The 20,917-nt window shown below is 30.8% G+C and carries 16 protein-coding genes; 8 read left to right on the top strand and 8 right to left on the bottom strand.

Annotation, left to right across the window (positions count from 1 at the left end):
• Positions 1-160 precede the first annotated feature (160 nt).
• A complete protein-coding gene (locus tag AA089_RS02945; protein WP_241479964.1) occupies positions 161-1,192 on the top strand; it encodes a helix-turn-helix domain-containing protein in 1,032 nt (343 codons plus the stop codon).
• 168 nt (positions 1,193-1,360) lie between these two features.
• Positions 1,361-2,383 (top strand): helix-turn-helix domain-containing protein, encoded by a 1,023-nt coding sequence (locus AA089_RS02940; protein WP_046755423.1) that lies wholly within the window; start codon positions 1,361-1,363, stop codon positions 2,381-2,383.
• On the opposite strand, the gene AA089_RS02935 is transcribed toward AA089_RS02940, so the two are convergent.
• Positions 2,376-3,080, bottom strand: coding sequence for an SOS response-associated peptidase (locus tag AA089_RS02935; protein WP_046755422.1), 705 nt, complete (start codon positions 3,078-3,080; stop codon positions 2,376-2,378). The two genes, AA089_RS02940 and AA089_RS02935, sit on opposite strands and share 8 nt — an antisense overlap.
• 223 nt (positions 3,081-3,303) lie before the next feature.
• Between AA089_RS02935 and AA089_RS02930 the strand changes: the two genes are divergently transcribed.
• Positions 3,304-4,320, top strand: coding sequence for a helix-turn-helix domain-containing protein (locus tag AA089_RS02930; RefSeq protein WP_046755421.1), 1,017 nt, complete (start codon positions 3,304-3,306; stop codon positions 4,318-4,320).
• A gap of 183 nt (positions 4,321-4,503) precedes the next feature.
• Here AA089_RS02930 and tamL read toward each other — a convergent pair whose 3' ends face one another.
• The 5 genes from tamL to AA089_RS02905 form a co-directional block, all read right to left on the bottom strand.
• A complete protein-coding gene (tamL, locus tag AA089_RS02925) occupies positions 4,504-6,759 on the bottom strand; it encodes a translocation and assembly module lipoprotein TamL (protein ID WP_046755420.1) in 2,256 nt (751 codons plus the stop codon).
• Between the two features lie 30 nt (positions 6,760-6,789).
• Entirely contained in the window at positions 6,790-11,775 is a 4,986-nt protein-coding gene (locus tag AA089_RS02920; RefSeq protein ID WP_046755419.1) for a translocation/assembly module TamB domain-containing protein, read from the bottom strand.
• Between the two features lie 645 nt (positions 11,776-12,420).
• Positions 12,421-12,828 (bottom strand): hypothetical protein, encoded by a 408-nt coding sequence (locus tag AA089_RS02915; RefSeq protein WP_046755418.1) that lies wholly within the window; start codon positions 12,826-12,828, stop codon positions 12,421-12,423.
• A 24-nt stretch (positions 12,829-12,852) separates the two neighbouring features.
• The gene (locus AA089_RS02910) at positions 12,853-13,380 is read right to left on the bottom strand and encodes a helix-turn-helix domain-containing protein (RefSeq protein ID WP_046755417.1); all 528 of its coding nucleotides are present in this window, start codon (positions 13,378-13,380) and stop codon (positions 12,853-12,855) included.
• A 12-nt stretch (positions 13,381-13,392) separates the two neighbouring features.
• Complete coding sequence (locus tag AA089_RS02905) at positions 13,393-13,677, bottom strand: hypothetical protein (protein ID WP_156168878.1); 285 nt, start codon at positions 13,675-13,677, stop codon at positions 13,393-13,395.
• Positions 13,678-13,988: 311 nt separating this feature from the next.
• On the opposite strand from AA089_RS02905, the gene AA089_RS02900 reads away from it, so the two are divergent.
• The gene (locus AA089_RS02900) at positions 13,989-15,956 is read left to right on the top strand and encodes an ATP-binding protein (protein ID WP_046755415.1); all 1,968 of its coding nucleotides are present in this window, start codon (positions 13,989-13,991) and stop codon (positions 15,954-15,956) included.
• Between the two features lie 7 nt (positions 15,957-15,963).
• Complete coding sequence (locus AA089_RS02895) at positions 15,964-16,629, top strand: response regulator transcription factor (protein ID WP_046755414.1); 666 nt, start codon at positions 15,964-15,966, stop codon at positions 16,627-16,629.
• A gap of 41 nt (positions 16,630-16,670) precedes the next feature.
• Here AA089_RS02895 and AA089_RS24500 read toward each other — a convergent pair whose 3' ends face one another.
• Entirely contained in the window at positions 16,671-16,838 is a 168-nt protein-coding gene (locus AA089_RS24500) for a hypothetical protein (protein WP_156168877.1), read from the bottom strand.
• Between the two features lie 344 nt (positions 16,839-17,182).
• On the opposite strand from AA089_RS24500, the gene AA089_RS02890 reads away from it, so the two are divergent.
• Positions 17,183-18,094, top strand: coding sequence for a hypothetical protein (locus AA089_RS02890; protein WP_046755413.1), 912 nt, complete (start codon positions 17,183-17,185; stop codon positions 18,092-18,094).
• A gap of 6 nt (positions 18,095-18,100) precedes the next feature.
• On the opposite strand, the gene AA089_RS02885 is transcribed toward AA089_RS02890, so the two are convergent.
• Positions 18,101-19,018: a FlgO family outer membrane protein gene (locus tag AA089_RS02885; protein WP_046755412.1), complete on the bottom strand. Its 918-nt coding sequence runs from the start codon at positions 19,016-19,018 to the stop codon at positions 18,101-18,103.
• 396 nt (positions 19,019-19,414) lie between these two features.
• On the opposite strand from AA089_RS02885, the gene AA089_RS02880 reads away from it, so the two are divergent.
• Together AA089_RS02880 and AA089_RS02875 are read left to right on the top strand one after the other, a co-directional pair.
• Positions 19,415-20,074, top strand: coding sequence for a hypothetical protein (locus AA089_RS02880; RefSeq protein ID WP_046755411.1), 660 nt, complete (start codon positions 19,415-19,417; stop codon positions 20,072-20,074).
• 64 nt (positions 20,075-20,138) lie between these two features.
• Complete coding sequence (locus AA089_RS02875; protein ID WP_156168876.1) at positions 20,139-20,873, top strand: hypothetical protein; 735 nt, start codon at positions 20,139-20,141, stop codon at positions 20,871-20,873.
• The last annotated feature ends 44 nt before the right edge of the window (positions 20,874-20,917 follow it).

The following is a 20,917-nucleotide window of genomic DNA, read 5'->3' as shown; positions in this document are numbered from 1 at the left end:
TTGATAAAAGTAAAATCGTGTATCGAATTACTTATACAAACTTCATAAATTTTGATTGCCAAGATTAGCTCTATTAATTAAATTTTTATCGCAAAAGAAATTAATCCCATCCAATAGCATTAAAAAGACTATATTTATATAATACTAATCTTAGAAAAAAGTGAGTAAGAAATTATCTGTAGGCGACATGGAAGCTAGCGATATTGTAAAAGATATGGCAAGCGTTCTTAATGTTGATTATGATGAAAATCATAACGAATATTGTTTAAGAATTCCTGAAAAATTTGGTACAGGATTCGTAAAAGCAACCATTTTTGATAACGGAATCAGCGTATTAGAGTCTGATTATTTATTAAAAAAGGAACTGCATTTCGAACTCAAAAAGGGAGTTGTGCATCCGCTTAAAATTATGTTTAACAGACAATCTCCTTTTGAACATAAATTCACGGAGGATACTGATTCGCAAATTATCAATAGGTTAGATAGTGTAATGCTTTCTAGCACACCAACCAACAATCACTTCTTTAAAATTCCTGCAAATACTGCTATTTGTGTTTTTAGCATTGAAATCAATCGAAAATTATTTGAAGAAAAAATAGAATCTTTCTTAGCGGAAATGAACGAAGATTTGGTAAATGTTTTTAGAGATGCCAACGGAATTCGTAAATTCTTTTACAAAGGTCAGTATAGTTTGGACATTGCAAAATTTATTGAAGAATTTACAGAATGTGAGTTGGAAGGTTTCATGAAAGCTGTATTTCTAGAAGGAAAAGCCTATGAAATACTTGTACATTACTTACAGCAATATCTTGATGACTTAAATACGCCCGAAAAACGTAAGATTATTAGAAAAGCAACCATGGAAAGTATTGAAGAAGCCGTGGAAATTATTAAAAATGAAATTGCCAGTATTGATAATGTTTCCGTGTTGGCCAAACGTGTTGGCATTAATCCTAATACACTTCAAAATGGATTTAAACACTTATACAAATCCTCTGTAAATGAATATATTAAAAATCATCGTATTGAAAAAGCGAAAGAACTTTTGGAAACTTCTTCGCTAAATATCACAGAGATTACGTACAAAATTGGGATTAATTCTAGAAGTTACTTCTCTAAAATATTCAAAAAAAGATACGGAATTACACCAAAAGCCTACTTGAAAAAAACCAGAGGTGACAAATCTGCCTAAAATGTAATTAAATTTCACTTTTCACTTCTTACAATTTGTATAAAACTGAGCAATAGTGTTAATATTTGTACTCAAAAGTGTTATTTATCGTGGCATTTGTGTTAACGAAAATTTAGTTATTGTTTAATCTTTGCATCCTAAAAGTTCCACGGAAAAAGGAGAAGAACGATGCACAAGATACATGTAAAAAACACAAGTACTAAAGATGCGCTCATACAATTAAAAGAAAATTTGGGCGGCGAACTAAATGAGGCTTGGGGCGAATACACGATGACTTTTGACAATAAACTAGGTAAAGGTGTCATTAGAGGTATTGATTTTGATTGGGGACTATCATTAATTGATTTTAATGTCAATTTTGTTGAAGTCACTAAAATTACTTTTGAAAACAATGAACGAAAGTTAGTTGAATTTATCTTTATTTCAGAAGGTAATTTAGAATTTAAAGAAGAAGAAGCGGCCACATTTTTAAACTTTGATCGCTATCAGAATATTATCATTTCAAATAAAGTACCGTCAAAGAAAGTATTTATTTTTCCTAAAGCAACTCAGGTAAAAGTAAATATTATCCAATTAGAAACTGAAAATTACCAGAAAAAGAAGAATAACAATCTAAGCTATTTAGACAAAGCATTGCGGACGGTTTTTGAAAGTCAAAATCAAAATGTTTCCTATCATCATTTAGGCAATTACAATCTTAAAATTGCGGATGAGATAAAAGAACTTGACAATGCGCACAATGCTGGTATCATACGAACGCTGTCAATTGAAGGACAATTAAATTTGATTATGGCAATGCAAATGCTAGAACATGAAAACTCTAGTGTAAAGCAAACATTGCCCGATTCTTTATCACAAGAACACATTAAAAAAATCCATCAAGTTTCTACTTATATTGCAGAAAATATATCTGAGAATTTATCAGTAGAATCTCTTTCGAAAGTAGCAGAACTGAGTTCAAAAAAATTACAATTAGGTTTTAAAGTACTGTACTCAAAATCTGTAAATGAATACATCAGAGACTTGAAACTAGAAATTGCTAGGGATCAATTAAAAAATTCGGACTTAACTATTTCAGAGATAGTTTACTATATAGGGTTTAAAAGTAGAAGCTATTTCAGTAAAATTTTCTTTGAACGCTATAAAATTTTACCAAAAGATTATAGAAATAATATCCGAAAAACTACTTAGTTTTTGGTACATTTTTATAACTAACAGGTTCCAAAACAGAATCAAAGTCTACACCCAATTTGTGAAATTCCTTTGCGATGGTGTGTGCATGAAATGACAGTTCGGAAGTGGTTTCTACAATGGTTTCAATAAGTTCTTGACTCGTATTGGCATCTAACCACATATCTTGATTGAATGTATTGAGTACAACTGGCATAGAAGTATCTGAATTGTGTATTTCTTTGATAAATTCATTTGCCTTAGATACTACAATAGAACACGTTACAAATCCGTCATCCAACTCATTATAAACGCCAGCAATGGCAAATGGTTCGTTGGATGGCAAGTGTACGTAATATGGATACAAATTTCCTTCGTGCAAATAATAGGTAAAAAAACCTGTAGCAATAATCAAACAACGTCTTTCTTGTAGCGCATTTTCATACTTTGGGTCTTCCTCTATTCCTTTTAAATCTACATTTAATGTATTTTGTACATTTTGGAAATATTGCCAATCATCTTGAAACGTTTCTGGCAACAATCCCCAAATTGCCAATGTAATTTCTTCCCTATTAGACATTTTAATAATAGAAATTGGCGACTCTACCAAGCCATCTATAACAGGAGTTTTTTCATGGAGCTTTGGAAACTTAAATGTGGCATTAAATACATCCTCAATTTCTTCCTTTCCAGCAGTATTTGATATTTTATAACACATTATCTTATTTTTTATACAAATTTCCTAAATGTTTCGTATACTTTTTGCCTTTAAACGTTTTAATAATGACGCATTTAAATTATTTTTTTATGCATGCATACAAATTATGTCAAATGCCCAAATGCGTTACACTTAGTTGTTAAAACGGCAAGTTGTCAAAAATCGTATCGTTAATTTTATACTATTCTAAACGAGGTCATCAACACTCGGAATAACCCATAAAATGTCTATCATAAAAAAACAAAAAGTATCATTTCTAAATCTTGAAAAGTTGCATATGCACTTGGATGGAACATTAGAGGTTGTGAATGGTATCAACACACTTCATTTCGACAATGCCAATGGTGTTGGTCGCATGAAACATTTAGTCATAGATGATGTCTTAGAAACCATTAATTTGGAGGTAAGCTTGACTTCTAATTTGACATTTTCTTTGGGAAATCTAACTTCAGAAGCTATCCATTTTATTTTCTGCCTAGAAGGTCATTGCTCACATTCTTTTGAAAATTCACCTAAGATCAAAAAAATTGAAGAATTGCAAACTGCAGTTACCGAAAATTGTGAAAATATACAAAGTTCCATTCACATTAGACCCAAAGTGAACACAATAATAAATATTATTTCCTTAGATAAATCCGTTTATTTTAAAAAACAAAACAATGCTGCTTATTTAGCCAAATCACAGCTGATCAGCTTATTAGAAACCTTAAACTTAAAAGAAAAGCAAATATATTTTGGTTCATATAGTCTAAAAATTGGTGAGTATGTAAAATCTTTATTAGACTCAAATGAAGAAGATTATATGACAGAATCGATGCGTTTTCAAGGACTAAGTCATTTTATTTTGGCAAATCATATTGATCAATTGTATCACGAATCTATCAAATCTGAAAACAGTTCCGTACTAAATAATAGAGAATTAAAAAGTATTTTATCTGCTATTGAACTCATCAATGCAAATCCGCAAGATGCGTATTCTATCGACATGCTTTGTGGAATAACCAGATTATCGCCTGCAAAATTACAAGAAGGTTTCAAAACATTACATAACAGAACGGTTTCAGATTACATACGTCATGTACGACTTATAGAAGCACAGCGATTAATTGTATCAAGCGATTTGAATATTTCTGAAATTGTATACTCTGTAGGTTTTACAAGCAGAAGTTATTTTTGCAAAATTTTTAAAAGAGAATACGGTTGTTCTCCTAGACAATACAAGAAAAAAGTGCGGCAATAACTATCGTAAATCGGTTAAAATAACACGTATATTTATATAACAACCATTGTGCATTTAAATAAAATACATTATTCTAAACTTGATTCAAAATCACATATCACTGTAAATCAAAAGTATATAATGAGACCTTGAATCAAGTTCAAGGTGACTAGCTAGTTATGAGACAAAAAGCGGACAATCACACTAAAACGGATAGCCAATTGCAAAATTGAAAATTCCGTTACCTGCATCAAACGTATACTTACTTGTTTCATTTTGCACTGGCGCATGTACTGGAGCTGCCCAATCCAATCGAAGTACAAATCCTTGAATATCTACACGCAAACCTGCACCAGCACCAATAGCCAATTCGTTCATAAAATTTTTGGTAAACTTTCCACCAGGCAATTCTGAATTTTCATTGCGCAACCATACATTTCCAGCATCCACAAAAAACGCACCTTTAAAGTACGAATACAGCGGAAAACGATATTCTACATTTGCTTCCAATCGGATATCTCCCGATCTGTCAAAGAAAGAACTAATATCTGGATTTTCGGGCACGTATGTTCCTGGACCTACAGAACGTGTTCTAAAAGCGCGAATACTGTACGGACCACCTGCAAAAAATTGTCTGGAAAAAGGAAGTACATCTGAGTTTCCGTAAGCATATCCCAAACCAGCAAAAAGTCTTGTAATTAAAGTTTGTTCATTCTTAAATCTCAAGTAAAAACGTGCATCAAAATCAATTTTTGCATATTGAGCAAACTCCACACCCAAAATCGTTTTCCTTCCTGTGATGTCATCTTTTGATCCTAATAAACTTAGCGAGTTTCCAGCAATATCGATATTAGAACTAAAGAAAAAAGGATTCTTTTTATTAAAATCGCCTAGTTCGTTATACGTAAAATTATACGTTAATCCAGAAATTAATTGTTGCTCAAAACTATTTTTTAAAAAAAGATTATCTTCCAATATAGCATCAAATTCATCGGTGCTATTGGACAATCGAATGTAATTTGTACTAATCGGATTGATGGTATGATATACGTACGTATTTGCATTCCATTGGTATCCAAAACTCGTATTAAAACTACTTAAACTATACAATTGGTTTCTATTTAGATACTCAATACCAGCACTTATTTTCGTTTTAGGAATGTTATATTTAAACTGCTCCGAAACATCCATAGGAAATAGCAATCTTGGAAAAAGCAGATCTGCCGTTAATCCCAATTGTGTACTATTGAGTCCTGTAGTATTATTTGCTTTTCCTCTAAGTTGCGCTTCATAGCCAAATTTCCCCGTTATTTTTAACACTTCTCCACCTTTAAAAAGATTTCGATTTGTGTAACTTAACGCCAATGTTGGACCTGTAAAACCACTCGATTTTGCGTTTGCTTGCAATTCTGCACTCAATGCGCGCTTGTTTAAAGGAGATAAATATACACTCGTGTTCAAATAGCCAATAGTATCTCGGTCTGTAATTGGTTGTTCTTCAAACTGAACATTCACAAATTTATACGTACTTATGGACGATAATCGCCTGCTTGTTGCTTTAAATTTCTTCGGATCATACAATTGTCCTTCTTCAAACAATACAAAAGGACGCAATCTTTTTGGCTTAAAAAATAACGTGTCTTGTATAAAATTGACACCTTTCATCGTAGTTGTGTCTGCATGTTTGTAATCGTTATTTACCGAAGTATTTGGATATATATTAACCGTTTTCAATTTATAAGCAAACAATGCTTTTATGGGTGTATTTTTCTTTAAACGTAAGAATAAATCAAAACGTTTGTTTTTATATTGATTGGTATCGATTTCAAAAATTAAAAAATCAGCATTAAAATTATAATAGCCTTTTGATTTTAGATCGGCATCAATACGTTCGCGCTCTACTTTTAGCCGAGCAAGATTGAAACGTTCGCCTTTTTTAATGAAAGATTGATCTAATGTTTTTTGAATTTCTTTGTGAATGGAAAGTGTATCTGCCGCTAATTGATAGGTTTCCATCGTATATGGTTTTGCGAGTTGAATGGTGTATACAACTTCACTTGTTTTATCATTTTTAATAATTTCAGAAGTCACCGAACTGTAGAAAAAACCTAAATTTTCTAAGCGATTTAGAATCAAGTTTTCCGTATTTGAAATATCTACATCCGATTGATATACAGGTTCTTCGCCCAATCGTTTATCAATAAAACGATAGATAAATCCTGGTTTTCCTGTTTCAACTTTGTAATGTGCCAACAATCCTAATTTTGAAGAATTTGGTTGCGGTCTTAATACTTCTTGAAGCGCTTCTTTTATAGCTTGATCATCCGCAATTTCTTCTTTAGATTCAATCTTGAAAGTTGCGCCTTCATACAACGTTTCATTTTCAGGTATAAACCGTTTTACACTACATGAATAGAGTACTATTACAAAAAATAACAGCAAAAAATAGTTTCGTTTCATTGGTTCAATTTATCTTTTTTCATCACTGTTTCACTGCTTTTTTTCTTCCGTTTTGGTTTTCGTCACTTCTTCTTTTACTGCTTTCGCAAATAATTCCTCAAACTTATTGAATTCTTGATTGAAAATTAATGAAATTCCTGTGAGAATCACTTGCCCATCAATCACGTTTTCAAAATCGTTTTTACGATATGCTTTCAATCGCCAACGTCCATTCTCATCAAATAAATATTGAATATTTACCGTACCAACCAACGGCGTAGTTTGTCCTGCATTTTGCGAATTTTCTTGAATGTCTACGCCACTTCCTATTTCTACAATCAGTTTATCATTAAACAATCGCTTTCGAGCGCTGATATCTAATTGCGTCCTGTCAGTTGCTGAATTTCCTTGGTAATCTGTGTAACTGTTCAAGCCAAAGTCAATCTCAATACCCGATTTGCCAAATAATTTATTTGAGAAATTATTCAATTGATTCGAAAGTACATTGTTTGCATTGTCTCTTGCGATAGAAAGTGATCCACCTGAGCTTCCATCATTCGTAGCTGAAGGAAAAAATTGATTCAATACCAATAACGAAAATACTTGTTTGTTCAGTTCATCTTCTCTTGTATTTAACTGCTGTACTTGTGCATACACAGCGCCCCCAAGTTCTCCTTGATTGTCTCTCGGAATATCAAGATTGAATGAAATTTCAGGACTTAGCAATTGTCCATTTAAATTAAGATAGACAAGAAATGGAAGTTTCTGACGGTATTTACTCGTCACACTTGCACTTTCGCCTGTAAGTTGACTTGCCATTAAACCGGAAGCCGCTGTTTCAACTTTATATATTGCACGAATATCCATGTCGGCTTCTAGCGGATTTCCACGCCAAACAATGCTGCTCCCTTTTGCAATTTCAAAATGTCTTCTTACCAAATTATACAGACTTACTTCGTAATGTCCGCTATTGACTTCATATTTTCCTGAGAGTGACATGTCGCCGTTTTCGGAAATACCAAAGTTAAAATCTCCTGTACCAGATACTTGTAAATTATCGCCTGTGCGTTCATCGACAATGATATTAAAAATTGCTTTGTTTGAAACGCTTAGTTTTGCATCTATGTCATATCCTCTTAACACAGCTTTCGATGAAACATCTCTTTGATTTGTTAATATATCATCCGGATTTTCCTTGTTTACAAAAATGACAATTCCGTCTCTTTCCACCAAATTGACTTCATCTTCAGGAATTACATACGTAAAATCTGAACTGTCATTGATCATTAAACTTCCTCTTACAATAGGATGTTGCAACGTACCTTTTATAGAAACATCAGTATCCAAATTTACTTTACCATAAAATAAATCGTGTGCTTCTTTTGTAGAGTTGAGCACTTCAATATTTTTCGCTTTTAACGTAAGTGCAAATGATGGATTTGTCAATGTTTTTGTCGTGATATCACCATCCAATACAAACGGATTTTGATTTGTATCTAACATTGTGAATTTATCAAAATAAATGCCTGTATCATCAATTTTTATAGATTCTTTCGGAAGTGTAAAAGCGGCATTAAAAGCATTAACCGTAACTCCTGCATTGTTAAATTTTATAGCTCCTAGAAGTTTGGGCACATTTGTCGTACCCGATACTTTAAAGTTTCCAGAAATAGTACCAGAAGTTTTTGAGATGTATTTTTTTGAAAATTCTTCAATCGCTTTTAATTCTAAGTTTTTGAGGTCGATATCAAAATTAATAGGTGCGCCGTCTTCATTTGCGGTATAATCTCCAATAATGGAAAGGTTCAAATTTTCTCCTGAAACTGCCAAATTAAGATCGTATTTGGACGTGTTCAATGATTTTGCATCTAGATTAAGCGTTCCAAACGGCACTTCCATTACTTTTAAGTTGGTAATATTTGCTTTCGCTAGAATTCCCATGTCTCCAAACGGATTTTCCGCTATAAATTCTCCATTTAGTTTCCCAGAAGCTAACAATTTTTCTTGATTGAAGATGCTCGTAATGGTACTCAACTTGAAATTTTTAAAATCAAAACCTACATGCGGAAGCGTTTCGCTTGGCAACGTATTACTAATGGTAATTTCTTGCATGTTTTGGCTCATCTTAAAATCATTGAAGCCTAAATAATCAGTTGCAAACGTGATTTCATTACTTGGAAGAATTGTCCAATTTTGCTTGTTTAATATTAAGTTTTCAGGATCGATATGAAACTTCGTACTGTCGTTTTCTCTCGTAATTTCAGATGCGATATTAATCAGCGTTTCTGTAGAATCTTTCGCAATGAAATTCGTGTATAATATTTTGTCTTTTAAATTTCCATCTAAGCGGATTTTCTGAATTGCAAGCGCTGTTGTTTTTAGTTTTCCAAGTTCAAAATCGAAATCTAACGCCTGTTTTTCTGCATTTAATGAAAAATCGAGACTGTCAATTGTATTTCCGTTATAAATTATTCTTGGTGCTTTGGCAATAGCTTTGAATGAATTGTTTTCTGCGCTAAAATCGACTGTAATTGCTATGGGTTTTAGCGATTCTAACTTCGGTAAAAATAGGTCTTTTAAAATCGGAGCTTGTTTTACCGTTGCATCAAATTTCATTGTAGTATTTGATATGATTAAATTTTCCGAAACGGCGATATCTTCCTTGAAATAATTGTCAAATTGTTGTTGCAATTCGTCAAGAAGATTTAGTACATCCGTATTGGAAACCAATGTTGCTTTTATAGGATTACTATCAATCGTAAAATTGGTAGTTTTATCGGTTAGTTTTCCGCTAAACGTAATGTTTCCAAGCAAATAAGGTCTATTATTTCGAACAGAAAGTGCATCTGTAATGATTCCATCAAACATAAGATCATAGATAGAATTCCCAATGATATCTGCTTCAAGTTTTAATTTTGCACGCACATCTTCTTCTGCAAGTTTAAGTGTTTGAAAATTGACGCCTTTTAGATCCAAAACCGTATGAATTTTGGAAGCAACCGTATCCAATTGAATCGTGTTGACCATTTCAAAATCCAAGTTTTTATCTTTAAAATCTAGGTTTAGTGTTCCGTTTCCATTCGTAATTTTTCCATCAAAATTTAAATCAGAGAAATCATATCCATTATAGGATAGTTTTTTAAAGTTAGTTGCCAAAGTTGCATCCAACGTATTCAAACTATTTCCTTCGCCTTTTACCGTGGTTGTGAATGAATACGTTCCTAATTTTTCATTTTTAAGAATTTTGCCAAGCGCCAGATTGTCTACGTTAAAACTACCATTGAAAGCAATGACTTTACTGTTTTTAAAATTTCCTTTTATAAGCACATTGCCATCGGAAGTTGTAAGTCGTGCATTCGTTGTAAAGTTCGTTAAACCGCCATTTAATGTGCCTTTGAGTTGAAACTTTTCAGGAACTTCCACCGTCAATATTTCAGGATCAATAAAGTTGAACGCGTCTTTTTTAGTAGATACGATATTGAAATTTTTAAAATCTAGCGTTAATTTGTCAATGTCTACTGCATTTTTAATATTTCCTTGAAGATTGATTTTTGTGTCAGTTCCCCAATTTAGTGTTGTTTCAGGAATCTCAAAATTGTTTAAAGTCCCTGTTAATGCTAGCGAACCTTTTAATTGCTTCTTTGAAAGTTCCGTGATGTATGTATTATTTTTTAATTCTGGCAAGAAAAAATAAGCATCTTTAGGATTCACATTCAAATTTGGAATTGTTACTGAAAGTTTACTTAGATCAGGATTTTCTATGAAAGAATTTATTGAATTGTAATTTATATACACAGTTCCACTGATAGCATTGTTATTTGTTCGTACAGAAAGATTTTTCAGACTTGTGGAAATGTTATTGATTTGCAACTGAGTGACTCCGTTTTTTAATTGAAAACCGCTTCTGTCTACAAACGAAATCGCTTCTATTGTTGCGCTTATATTTTCTGGTTTGTATGCAATAGAATTGGCTTTTAGGTTAACGTCTTTCAACTGAATATTCTCTGCGTTAAAAACGTTTCTAGCCGAAATTGCATTGCCCGTTTTAGCATAAATTTCATTATTTTCGAGCGTTATAGTTTCTGCCGTTAATTGCCATTGTGGCCATGCAATATTCGTAGGATTTACAACTATTGTTTGACTAGATGGAATGCGTTGTTGAATTTTTACAATTGAATTTTTTAAATTGAAATTAGTGACACCAATCGTCTGTTTTTCCAAGTCTAAAGCAGGTATTTGTGTGCTTAGTTCGTCAATTGTCAGATCCGTTTCAAGATATTCTGGAGCTGAATTGTACGTCATGTACGTTTTCTTTACATCAACATTTTGAATCGCTAGAAAAGGTAGTTTTATTTCTTCGCCCGAAGTTGTAGGAAATGTTTTTGTTTGATTGTATTTTACGTTTCCGTCAGAAATTGTAACATTTTCGATATCAAAACGCATTTGTTCCAGATCAACTTTATTCGTTTCAATAGTGAGTGTGTTTAATTTCACGCCGCTATCAATTCCTAAAACTGCATCAGTATAGGTTACGTCAATATCTTTAAAATTGAGTGCTCCTACTATTATTTTCAATGACTCTCCCGAGTCTTGTGTAGTGGTAGTATCTGCTGTGGCGAAAGCATCAATTAAAAATTCATAGTTAAATTTAGATATACTGTCTTTTCTGTAAATATTAGCTTTTAATCCATCCGAAGCGAACGACTTTAGATTGAATGTATTTCCGCGAATAAGTGGCATTAGTGCGATGGAAGCTTCCATGTTTTTAGAATACACGAGCGTGTCTCCTTGTTTATCTTCTAAGTAAAGACCTTCAAGCAATAGATTTCCAGAAAAAGTGACATAGAATTTTTCAATTTCTACTTTCGTATTTGTCTTATTTGAAATATAATCGGTGACTTCCGTTATAATAATATTTTGTCCCCAAGAACTTCTAATGAATAAGATAAGCGCAACAAAAAGTACAAGAACAACCAGAATTATTCTCTTAGTGATTTTCCAAAACAAAGATTTTTTTGTTTTCTTTTGTTGTTCCATTACTATTTTTATAAATAAACGTTACCTCTTTTTATCGGATACTTTCTAACTAATTTTTACTAAAAATGGATGATTTAATTTTTGAATTGTACTCGTAAAGCAACAATTGCCTCAAAAGTCAAGCCATTCATATAAATCATTTGCTGTTTATTGAAACGACGAATATGTTGAACAAATGTACTTAAAAAACACTTAGAGCATTAACGCAAATGCACTTTTTCAGTGCTAATTTAAATAAATGAATAGTTCATATGTTTTAAAAACATTTTTTTAAACTTTTGTGTCGATGAAAAGCATTTTGGAAGTATGAAAAAATACTTTTAAATAGCTTTAATTTTGAGTTAAGATTCTGGTAAAAGAACTATAGCTACGGAAAGAAGCCGCAAGGAACTATACTGCCAACTGAACGAGTTTATATGTTGTATCTTTTAGTTTATTTGGTATTATTCCACTCCATACTAATTACCCGTTTTAAAATTGCACCATATGTAATAAAAACAAGAAAGCCTTACTATTGCTAGTAAGGCTTTGTCTTGTGATCGCGAACCTTCAAAGTTCGAACTTTTTGCTGGAGGATTTGCGGGAGATTGGGTTGTTTGTTAATGACCATTTCGTATTATTAAACACTTATTAATCAAGAGTATATTAAGAATTTATTTTTTTAGAAATTAGTTTTAAGTATAAAATTCCTTTTATGGGAATCATATAAATTTCTCGGATCAATCCATAAGCTAAAGGAGCAAAATACGTGTAAATTATAATCATTAGGAAAATAGAAAATCCATTTCCATACGCATAGATAGCTGTAATGATTGCCAAAACAATTCCCAAGGGATAAGTAAGTACAATAATGGCATTAAAAATTCCTAAAAACCATATATACAAAGGAAAATCGTCTGAAAGGTTACGTTCTTCCGAATCTTCTGCTTTGCTATTTGAAAGTTTTACTAGCGCATTTTTATAAATATTAAAAGGTAATAGTAAAGGCTCTAAAATAACTAGCCTCAACACTTTTAATAATATCTGTCCGTAATCTAATTTTTTTAAACTCATAGGGTACTATTTTTTAAGTTTTTATTAATAATTATCACAATATTTCCATCCATTTGAAGTCTTAATCATTTTTATATCTTGTATGATGAATTCATTCATATCGCTTCTATTCAGAATAGAAAAAGGTGTAATATCTGTTGCTTTATACTGAACTTTAACTACTGCTGTATTTTGCATAGGATTTTCTATGACCTCTAAAACTTCATCAACCTCATATTTATGACTTCTCATAAGGACAAAATTACTTCCTTCTCGAAGTTCTTCAATAAGCTTTTTTCCTGATTCTGTGATAGTCACTTCGAACTTTCTTTTGTTTTTTTCTAAAGACTTTATTTCTAAAAGACCCTTTTCTTGGAGCTTTTCATACTTTGGGAGTAATTCCTTTATTTGAGATTTATAAAACCGTGTTTTATTTATTTGAAGTTGAACAGTTCGTTGCAATGGCTTTTTTTCCAAACATGTTTCAATAATTGTTTTTGCTTTTGAATTTGTCAGATTTCCAGAATCACAACTAATTAAAGTCAACAACGCTAAGATTAATATTTTTTTCATACCACTTTTATATTAGTTACAGTTTGCATTTTGTGATGCTTTTTGTAATGCTTCTCGAAACTTCAATGCATCTTCGCCTGAGTTGTATTTTTTTGTAAATTCTATCGCTAAAGCTGCTGCTTCTTGAGCAAGTTTTTTACTTTCAGAAAGTACTGATGTATCTCCAGACATTCCTTTTTGTTGTAGTTTTACCGCTTTGCACTGTAATTCGGCTAATTTTTCAGCATCACTTTCGATAGAACCACAACTGGTAATCAAAAACGATAGTATCATCATGAATAAGGTTACTTTTTTCATACTTATAAGATTTAATTAGAATAAATTGAATATTAAAAAAACTATGAGCAGTATGATTAAGTTGATCTAAACAACTATTACTTTGTGCTTTTAGAGTGAAAAATTATCTCCTATATTTTTACACGACTTTTTTGAAATCATAATGCTCATGTTCAAGTGTAAAACTATCCGTAAAAAAGACTTAAATCAATAGGTAAATTCCCTCAATAATAGAAAGAGCATTATGAGAGTACTTTATAAATGATTAATTTAGAGCAACTAACAAACATAATGTGAAATATTTATTTATAAAATGTTTTTGTTGCTTGTGTATGCTATTTTCAGTTTTTGCACACACTGAAAACAGTGAGTTTGATGTATTAGTCTCTAAAGGAGATAGTTTAAAAAAAGTAAAACAATATCAAAAGGCATTGGATTATTATAAAAAAGCGCTCTCAATTACAGAAAAGAGTAACAATAATGGAACTTCCACATTAATTCACAATAAGATAGGTGCTATTTATTATTTTTTAAAAAAGTATGAAGCTGCAAAAATAGCATATAAAAAAACGCTTCAACTTCATCCAATAAGTTATGCTTCAGCTAATGCTTATAGTGCGTTGGGGTTAGTTCATAGAAAATTAAAGAATAGAGATAGTATTCTTCCCAACATTGAAAAGGGATTACAATTGTATGAGCGATTTCCGTATGAGAAAGAAACATTCAACTCATTTTTGAATGCTGGAATTATCTATAAAAACAAACAACATTACGACAAGGCAACCCAAAATTTACTCAAAGCTGCATCGGGATTTGAGGTTTTGAAAGATTATAAAAAGTTAGCCGCCACTAAAAATGCCATTGCTGAAATACAACGGGAATTAGGTAATATTGAAAAAGCTAGGGATTACTATACCGAAGCACTACAACTACGAAAGCAACTAAAAGATACCGCTAGTATTGCCAAAAGTTTTAATAATCTCGGCAATTTTCACAAAGAAATCAATGATTTTGATAGTGCAATTAATTACTACGAAAAGGCGCTAAAACTTAAAAAAAGAACTTCAAAATCATATGGTATTACACTTCATAATATTGGAATTAGTTATTATAAAAAAGGAAATGTTACGCTAGCAAAAAAAACGTATTTGGAAGCTTTAGGAAATAAAAAATGCTTTAAAGATTCGCTTTCTATTGGATATACATATAATGAATTATTAGCGATTGCTCTGGATGAAGATAGATTACCTATCGCGAAAAAATATATTGCCGCAACACAATCCATATTTAATACTGGTAATGATAAAGTATTTCAATTGCGGAATTTAAAATTACAAACGCTGTATCATGTAAAGCTACAACAATATAAAAAAGCTTACGAAAAGCAGTTAATATATCAAGATATCTACACCAATTTATATGATGAGGAGCAAGCAGAACGCATCTTCAATGCACAAGAAAAATATGAAACCGAGCAAAAACAAAATGATATTTTAAAACTTTCTTTAAAAACAGTAAAACAAGAGAATACAATTCTAAATCAAACAAAAAAAATAAAAGAGAAAAATCTGTACATATTGATTTTTTTAATTCTATTTCTCGCATTTATCGGAACGTACTTCTTTTTAAGATTACGTCAAAAAGCACAAAAAAAGGAAGTAGCCTTACAAAATTTGAAAGCAATTTTTGATGGACAAGAAGTCATTAGAAAGCAAATAGGAAAAGATCTTCATGACATTATTGCATCGGGATTTGACGGACTTCGACTCAAAGTACTTTCATTAGGAATGAATGATGTTAAAACTAAAAAACTAGCAGATCATATATCTGAAGAAATTATAGAGTTAAATCAGCAAGTACGACTCATCTCTCATAGATTATCTCCGTTAGATGATAAAATAAAAAAATACAAACTCACGGAGATTATTAAAGCACGTTTATCCGAATTTCAATTGTTTGGCAATATCCATGTGACTTTGAAGACACCTTTCTTACAAGAGTTGAATCAGATATCTTTAGATAATCAAACCAATTTTTATGGAATCTTTTTGGAGTTGCTGAATAATATTTCAAAACATTCTCAGGCTACAGAGGTCTGTATTGAAAATAAAATAATCAATCCCAAAACTTATCTCTTACAAGTACAAGACAACGGAATTGGAATACAAGAAAAAAGCGTTGAAGGTATTGGTATTTTAAATATGAAACAGCGTATAAAATTATTGCAAGGAACGATTTCTTTTCAATCTACAGAGAAAGGATTGGCTATAGAAATACAATTTCCATTAAACTACAAATAATCATATTATGAAATCAAAAATAAGTGTATTAATCGTAGACGATTCTATCATGTTTGCTGAGGGTTTACAAATGCTTTTAACACAACAAAAGCGCATAGAAAATATCACTTTAAAACATACATACGAGTTAACCATGCAGTATTTACAATCGAATGCTGTTGACATCGTTTTGTTAGATTTAAACTTTGACACCGTAAAATATGATGGCTTTGTAATCGCCAAAAAAATAAAAAAATTATATCCAAAAATAAAAATTATGGTACTTACACAATATGCACAAATTGATCACTATGAAACACTATTTGATGAATGTAATGTGGATGCGTATTTGGATAAACAATTGAGTATAGAGGAAACATTTATTGCTATTGATAAAGTGTTAAAACATGAAAAATATATTGATGCCAATATTTCCAAAATGCTAAGTATTGGACGATGGATGGACATTTCTCCTAGGGAAAAAGATGTTATTCAATTATTGGCGGAAGGACTCACACAAAAAGAAATTGGGGTACAACTATTTATAGCCGCTCGAACAGTTGAAAATCATATCAGAAATTTATGTAAGCGACATGAAGTTAAAAATTCGGTAGAACTTATCACCAAATATATTCGTTATAAAAGTGCCACTCGCGAAAATATAGATGATACCACAGCGCCTTTTAAAAAATAATAGTGCGAGCACACTTTTAAAGTATGCTCGCAGGTTATGAATTAACTTGATGGTTCAAGTTCATCGTCTTCTTCCTCCGTTTGAGGATCTACTTGAAGTTCTGTTGTATCATCAGCAGCAAAAGCTTCAGATTCCAGCATTTCTGGAGTACAAGATGTCAAGTTTATAAACCACACTATAGTTAGCGTATAAAATATGAATGTTCTCATTGTTTCTCTTTTTAATTATTGAATGTGCGCTGTCAGTTTTAAAAATTGACATGCTTTAGAGTTAGGAGTACTCCTTTGTTGGGAAATGGAAATCAAAATGTGATGAAGTACGGAGTTCCCAATTTCTATACGTCAAACACAAAGTGATTTCCGAAGCATACAAACTGTACAAGCAGTGTTAGCTATACACCACGATTTCTATGCTTGGTACAAATGAACAATGAGAAGTGTAGAAATGTGTAGACAAGACATCGACAACTTTTGGACAAGTTGTAGACACCAATAAGGACAAAGGATTACAGCTATTTAAAATCTATAGAAAACAATTAAAATTTGAACAATACATGAGTTTTTCAGAAGAAAATATTAAAAAAATAGTGGAAGAAGTTTATCTAAAAGCAGAACAGAATTGTTTAAGAGATAATAAAACTAGATTTGCTAAACACGTTCATGAAGTTCTAGATGAAAAATACAATGAGCAACTAAGTATTAAGACTATTTCAAGAATGTTTGATAAATATATCAACCAAAAAGAAGAGGTTTCTACACCTGGAATTGTAACTGTAGATTTATTATGTATGTATTTAGGATATGAAAATTATCAAGATTATTTAAATACAAACTCTTCTGTAATTTCTAAAAATGAAGATGAGTTACCGCAGAAAAATAGGCGATCAAGGAAAATGGTTTATATTATTTTTGGAATCCTTTTTTTTACATCAGGAATCACTATTGTATGGAATAATTACAATATTAACTACAATAACAATGAAACAGGAATTGACACTACAAAAAATGTAACATCAGAAATAAAAAAAGATGGTTCTAAGTTGATTGAGCAACTAAAAAAACAGGAAGAAAAAATAATTGAACAATCAGTGAAATTAGGAATTTTTCACAATGGTAGCTTAGACTTAAACATAACTAGAAAATTACAAGAAAATCTCTTTAAAAATTACAAGATTACATTCATACAGCTTTCAAATATAAATGCAGTTACATTACAAAAGTTACAACAGGGAGATATCAATATCATCAAAAATAAAAGCTCACATTATTATTGTATTGGCACAGTCTCTTATCGTTTTAGACAGGCAGAAACAAATTCCCAACTCATAATATGTGAACTTCAATTACAGTATGCGACGTATGATAGTGACGGAAACTTTCTATCACAATTTTCAAATACACGAAATATACGTGCCAATGGATTTACAAAAACAGAAGCCCAAGCGAATGCGATTCTTAAACTGTAAAACTAATTATTTAATGGTATAGGTTTTTGATTTACAAGTTTCTACTTTGAGTTCGCCGAAGTCTTTTAGGTGCTTTCTATTGTTAGAATTAGTTATCACACCTAAACTGCCTAGAAGTTCCTTATTAAATTTGCTCCAAGTAGCGATATAAAACTGAGACTCTCTACTTGCTATTCTATATATACATTTAGTTTCGCTAGGACGTAAGTAAATATCTTTTTTCTTATCAAATCTCCTACTTTTTGAATTAAGAAAGTATTTTATTAAAACTATTACTTTTTCATTAGTAGAATTGTAAAAACATAGATCTCCAAATTTTTCTTCTTTACATTTTGGATCCACAGTTTCTGGGTTATTTACGGATTCGCCTGAAGCCAAGGGTCTGTTAAAGCCTTTATTTTTGGTATTACTACCATTTACACCAACACCAACATACGAGGCTACATCTTCATTGATGGCTAATTTTGAAATCGCTGCTGCAAATTGTAAAGCTGTTTCGGTGTCTAGTACTTTTACACGGACTTTTATATTTTTATCTAAAACAGTATAAGTTCCAGTGATAACAGCATCCACAGCAATAATTTTCCCTAGCTTTTTGGCTGTAGCGTCATCAATATAACCTTCTGAGTTAAGTTTGTGTTCTTTTAAAAGTGTGTCTAAGTGATTGCGATCTATCACTTCAAATTGTTCTCCTGCATTGGTAATATAAATTGAAAAGTCTTCAGTAATATAATTCCCTAAAGAAGTCCGTTCCCCATTTTCGGTAACAAATCCCCAAACAGCAATTTTCTTTTTTTCTTTTCCATTTAATTTGGCAGCAATAGTTTCTGCTAATTTTTTGAGTTCTACATCAAAATCTTGCGCATACACAGTTGAAAAATTACAAATAATAAAAATAAAGTTTAAGAGCATAATACGTTTCATAGAGATTATAATTTATGGTTTACTTTATGAAAGTACTAAGAAGTAGCCATAAGAATTTGATTTCTTTTTAAAATTAGGGGAATTTACTTACTATCCTCTTATAAATATTGTAAGTAATCTAACTTTTAGATTTTTTTAAAATCAAATACATATATAAAACTGTCCGCTCGGGTATAAAAACAAAAAACCCTGTAATCTTTTAAATTACAGGTTTTTATAATTTTTGTGACTCCGAACCTTCAAAGTTCGAACTTTTTGGTGGAGGATTTGAGGGAGATTGGGGTGTTTGTGAAAGAGTTTTCTGTGTTATTAAATACTTCTTCATTTTGATTTAAGCATACATTTATCTACTTTTAAATAAGTATATACTATATTAAAATGCACTAAATTCCATAGATGTATGAATTACTAGTAATTGTGAAGAAGTCAAAAATCATATTAAAAAATTTTACTAGAGCAATAATATTGTTGATTCCTTATGTAGGCTCATCGATTGATCAAATTACTTTTGGCATTAAAGGCTCTCTAAAGGAAAATGAATTAATTAACAAATTAAGAGAATTAGAAAAAGAGGTTAGAGTTTTATATTCTAATAAGAAATCTACCGAAGATTTAGTTTCCGAATTAATTGAGTTTCCAATATTTAAAGAAACTTTGGAGCAAATAGATGTACTAAGCCAAGAATGGAAAAAAAGACTTCCAACCATTAAATCTAAAATTGATTCAAATATTAATGAATACTTTGAGAAGTTAAATGAAGAATACAAGCACTCATTTAAAACCATGAATGAAAGAATTAAATTTTTGGAAGACGAAAATGAAATTTTTCTCAAATATTTCATATCGATAAATGATATATTGAATTACATAGAAAAAGAAACTTTAAGTGAGTCCAAAAATAAAAAGATAGACATCTCGACTTTAAAAGAGTCCTATCAAAAGATAGAGGAATACTCTAAAGCGATTGGGATTGCAATTAAATTAAGCTTAAAATCTGAACAATGCTTTTTAATATCCCCATTACATATATATGAATATGTGTTTTTTCCATTTTGAAAATTTTTCAATTGATATTATATTTTTAGTCTATTTTTTTCAAAAGTCAAACAACAAAATATGTATGAGTGAGACAGATTTGGTAGATATTAAGGTGTTAAAGTATTATTTACAAAATACCTCACACGGAAGTATTATAAGAAAATCAACTCCAAGATATGAAGCAGTTAGAAAATTTCAGAAAATAGTTCGGAAAATTAATTTTCAAAATATCCCATTTGATTATGAATCTGTAAAAGAACCATTTGATCTAGTATCTAAGCAAATGAAAAATAACCATACAAAAAGTCTATTCATCGATGTTATTAGATTTTCACTACTTAATTCCCCAAATAATAATTATTTTACAACAGCTCTTAGTAAAGATTCAAAAATAAAAATAATACATAACACACTTTTTGAAAGAAATTTATCTATTGATTTATTCAAAAATAAAAAAATAATTTCTCCCTTAGTATTGGCACTAATGGCATTTCAAAAAAGCAAGAATAATAAAACAGAGATACTATTACTACTTTATGAAGTTTTCTCTAAAATTTCCAAATCTCTTAATACAAATTATATAAATTTTGCTTCATTAAAAGACATAAATGAATTCAAAACAAGCTTAAAAACAATAAAAAGTGAAATAGACAAATTCGTAAAAGATTTACAATTAACACTCTTAAAGGAAATTAAGGAAACAAATGAAGTTCAATCAACTTTTATTTCTGCGTTTGATAAATTTTTCTATTCATATAAAATGATAGGTGAAGATTTAGATAGACAAATAATATCAGAAATAAATTTTGAAGAATAAAAGTAAAACCATTAGGAATTGTGTTTGTATGAAACAATTCTAAC

The sequence above is a fragment of the Kordia jejudonensis genome, from assembly GCF_001005315.1.
Taxonomy (GTDB): Bacteria; Bacteroidota; Bacteroidia; order Flavobacteriales; family Flavobacteriaceae; genus Kordia; species Kordia jejudonensis.
Note: the sequence above shows the minus strand (reverse complement) of the source record. Positions and strands in the feature narration are given on the sequence as shown.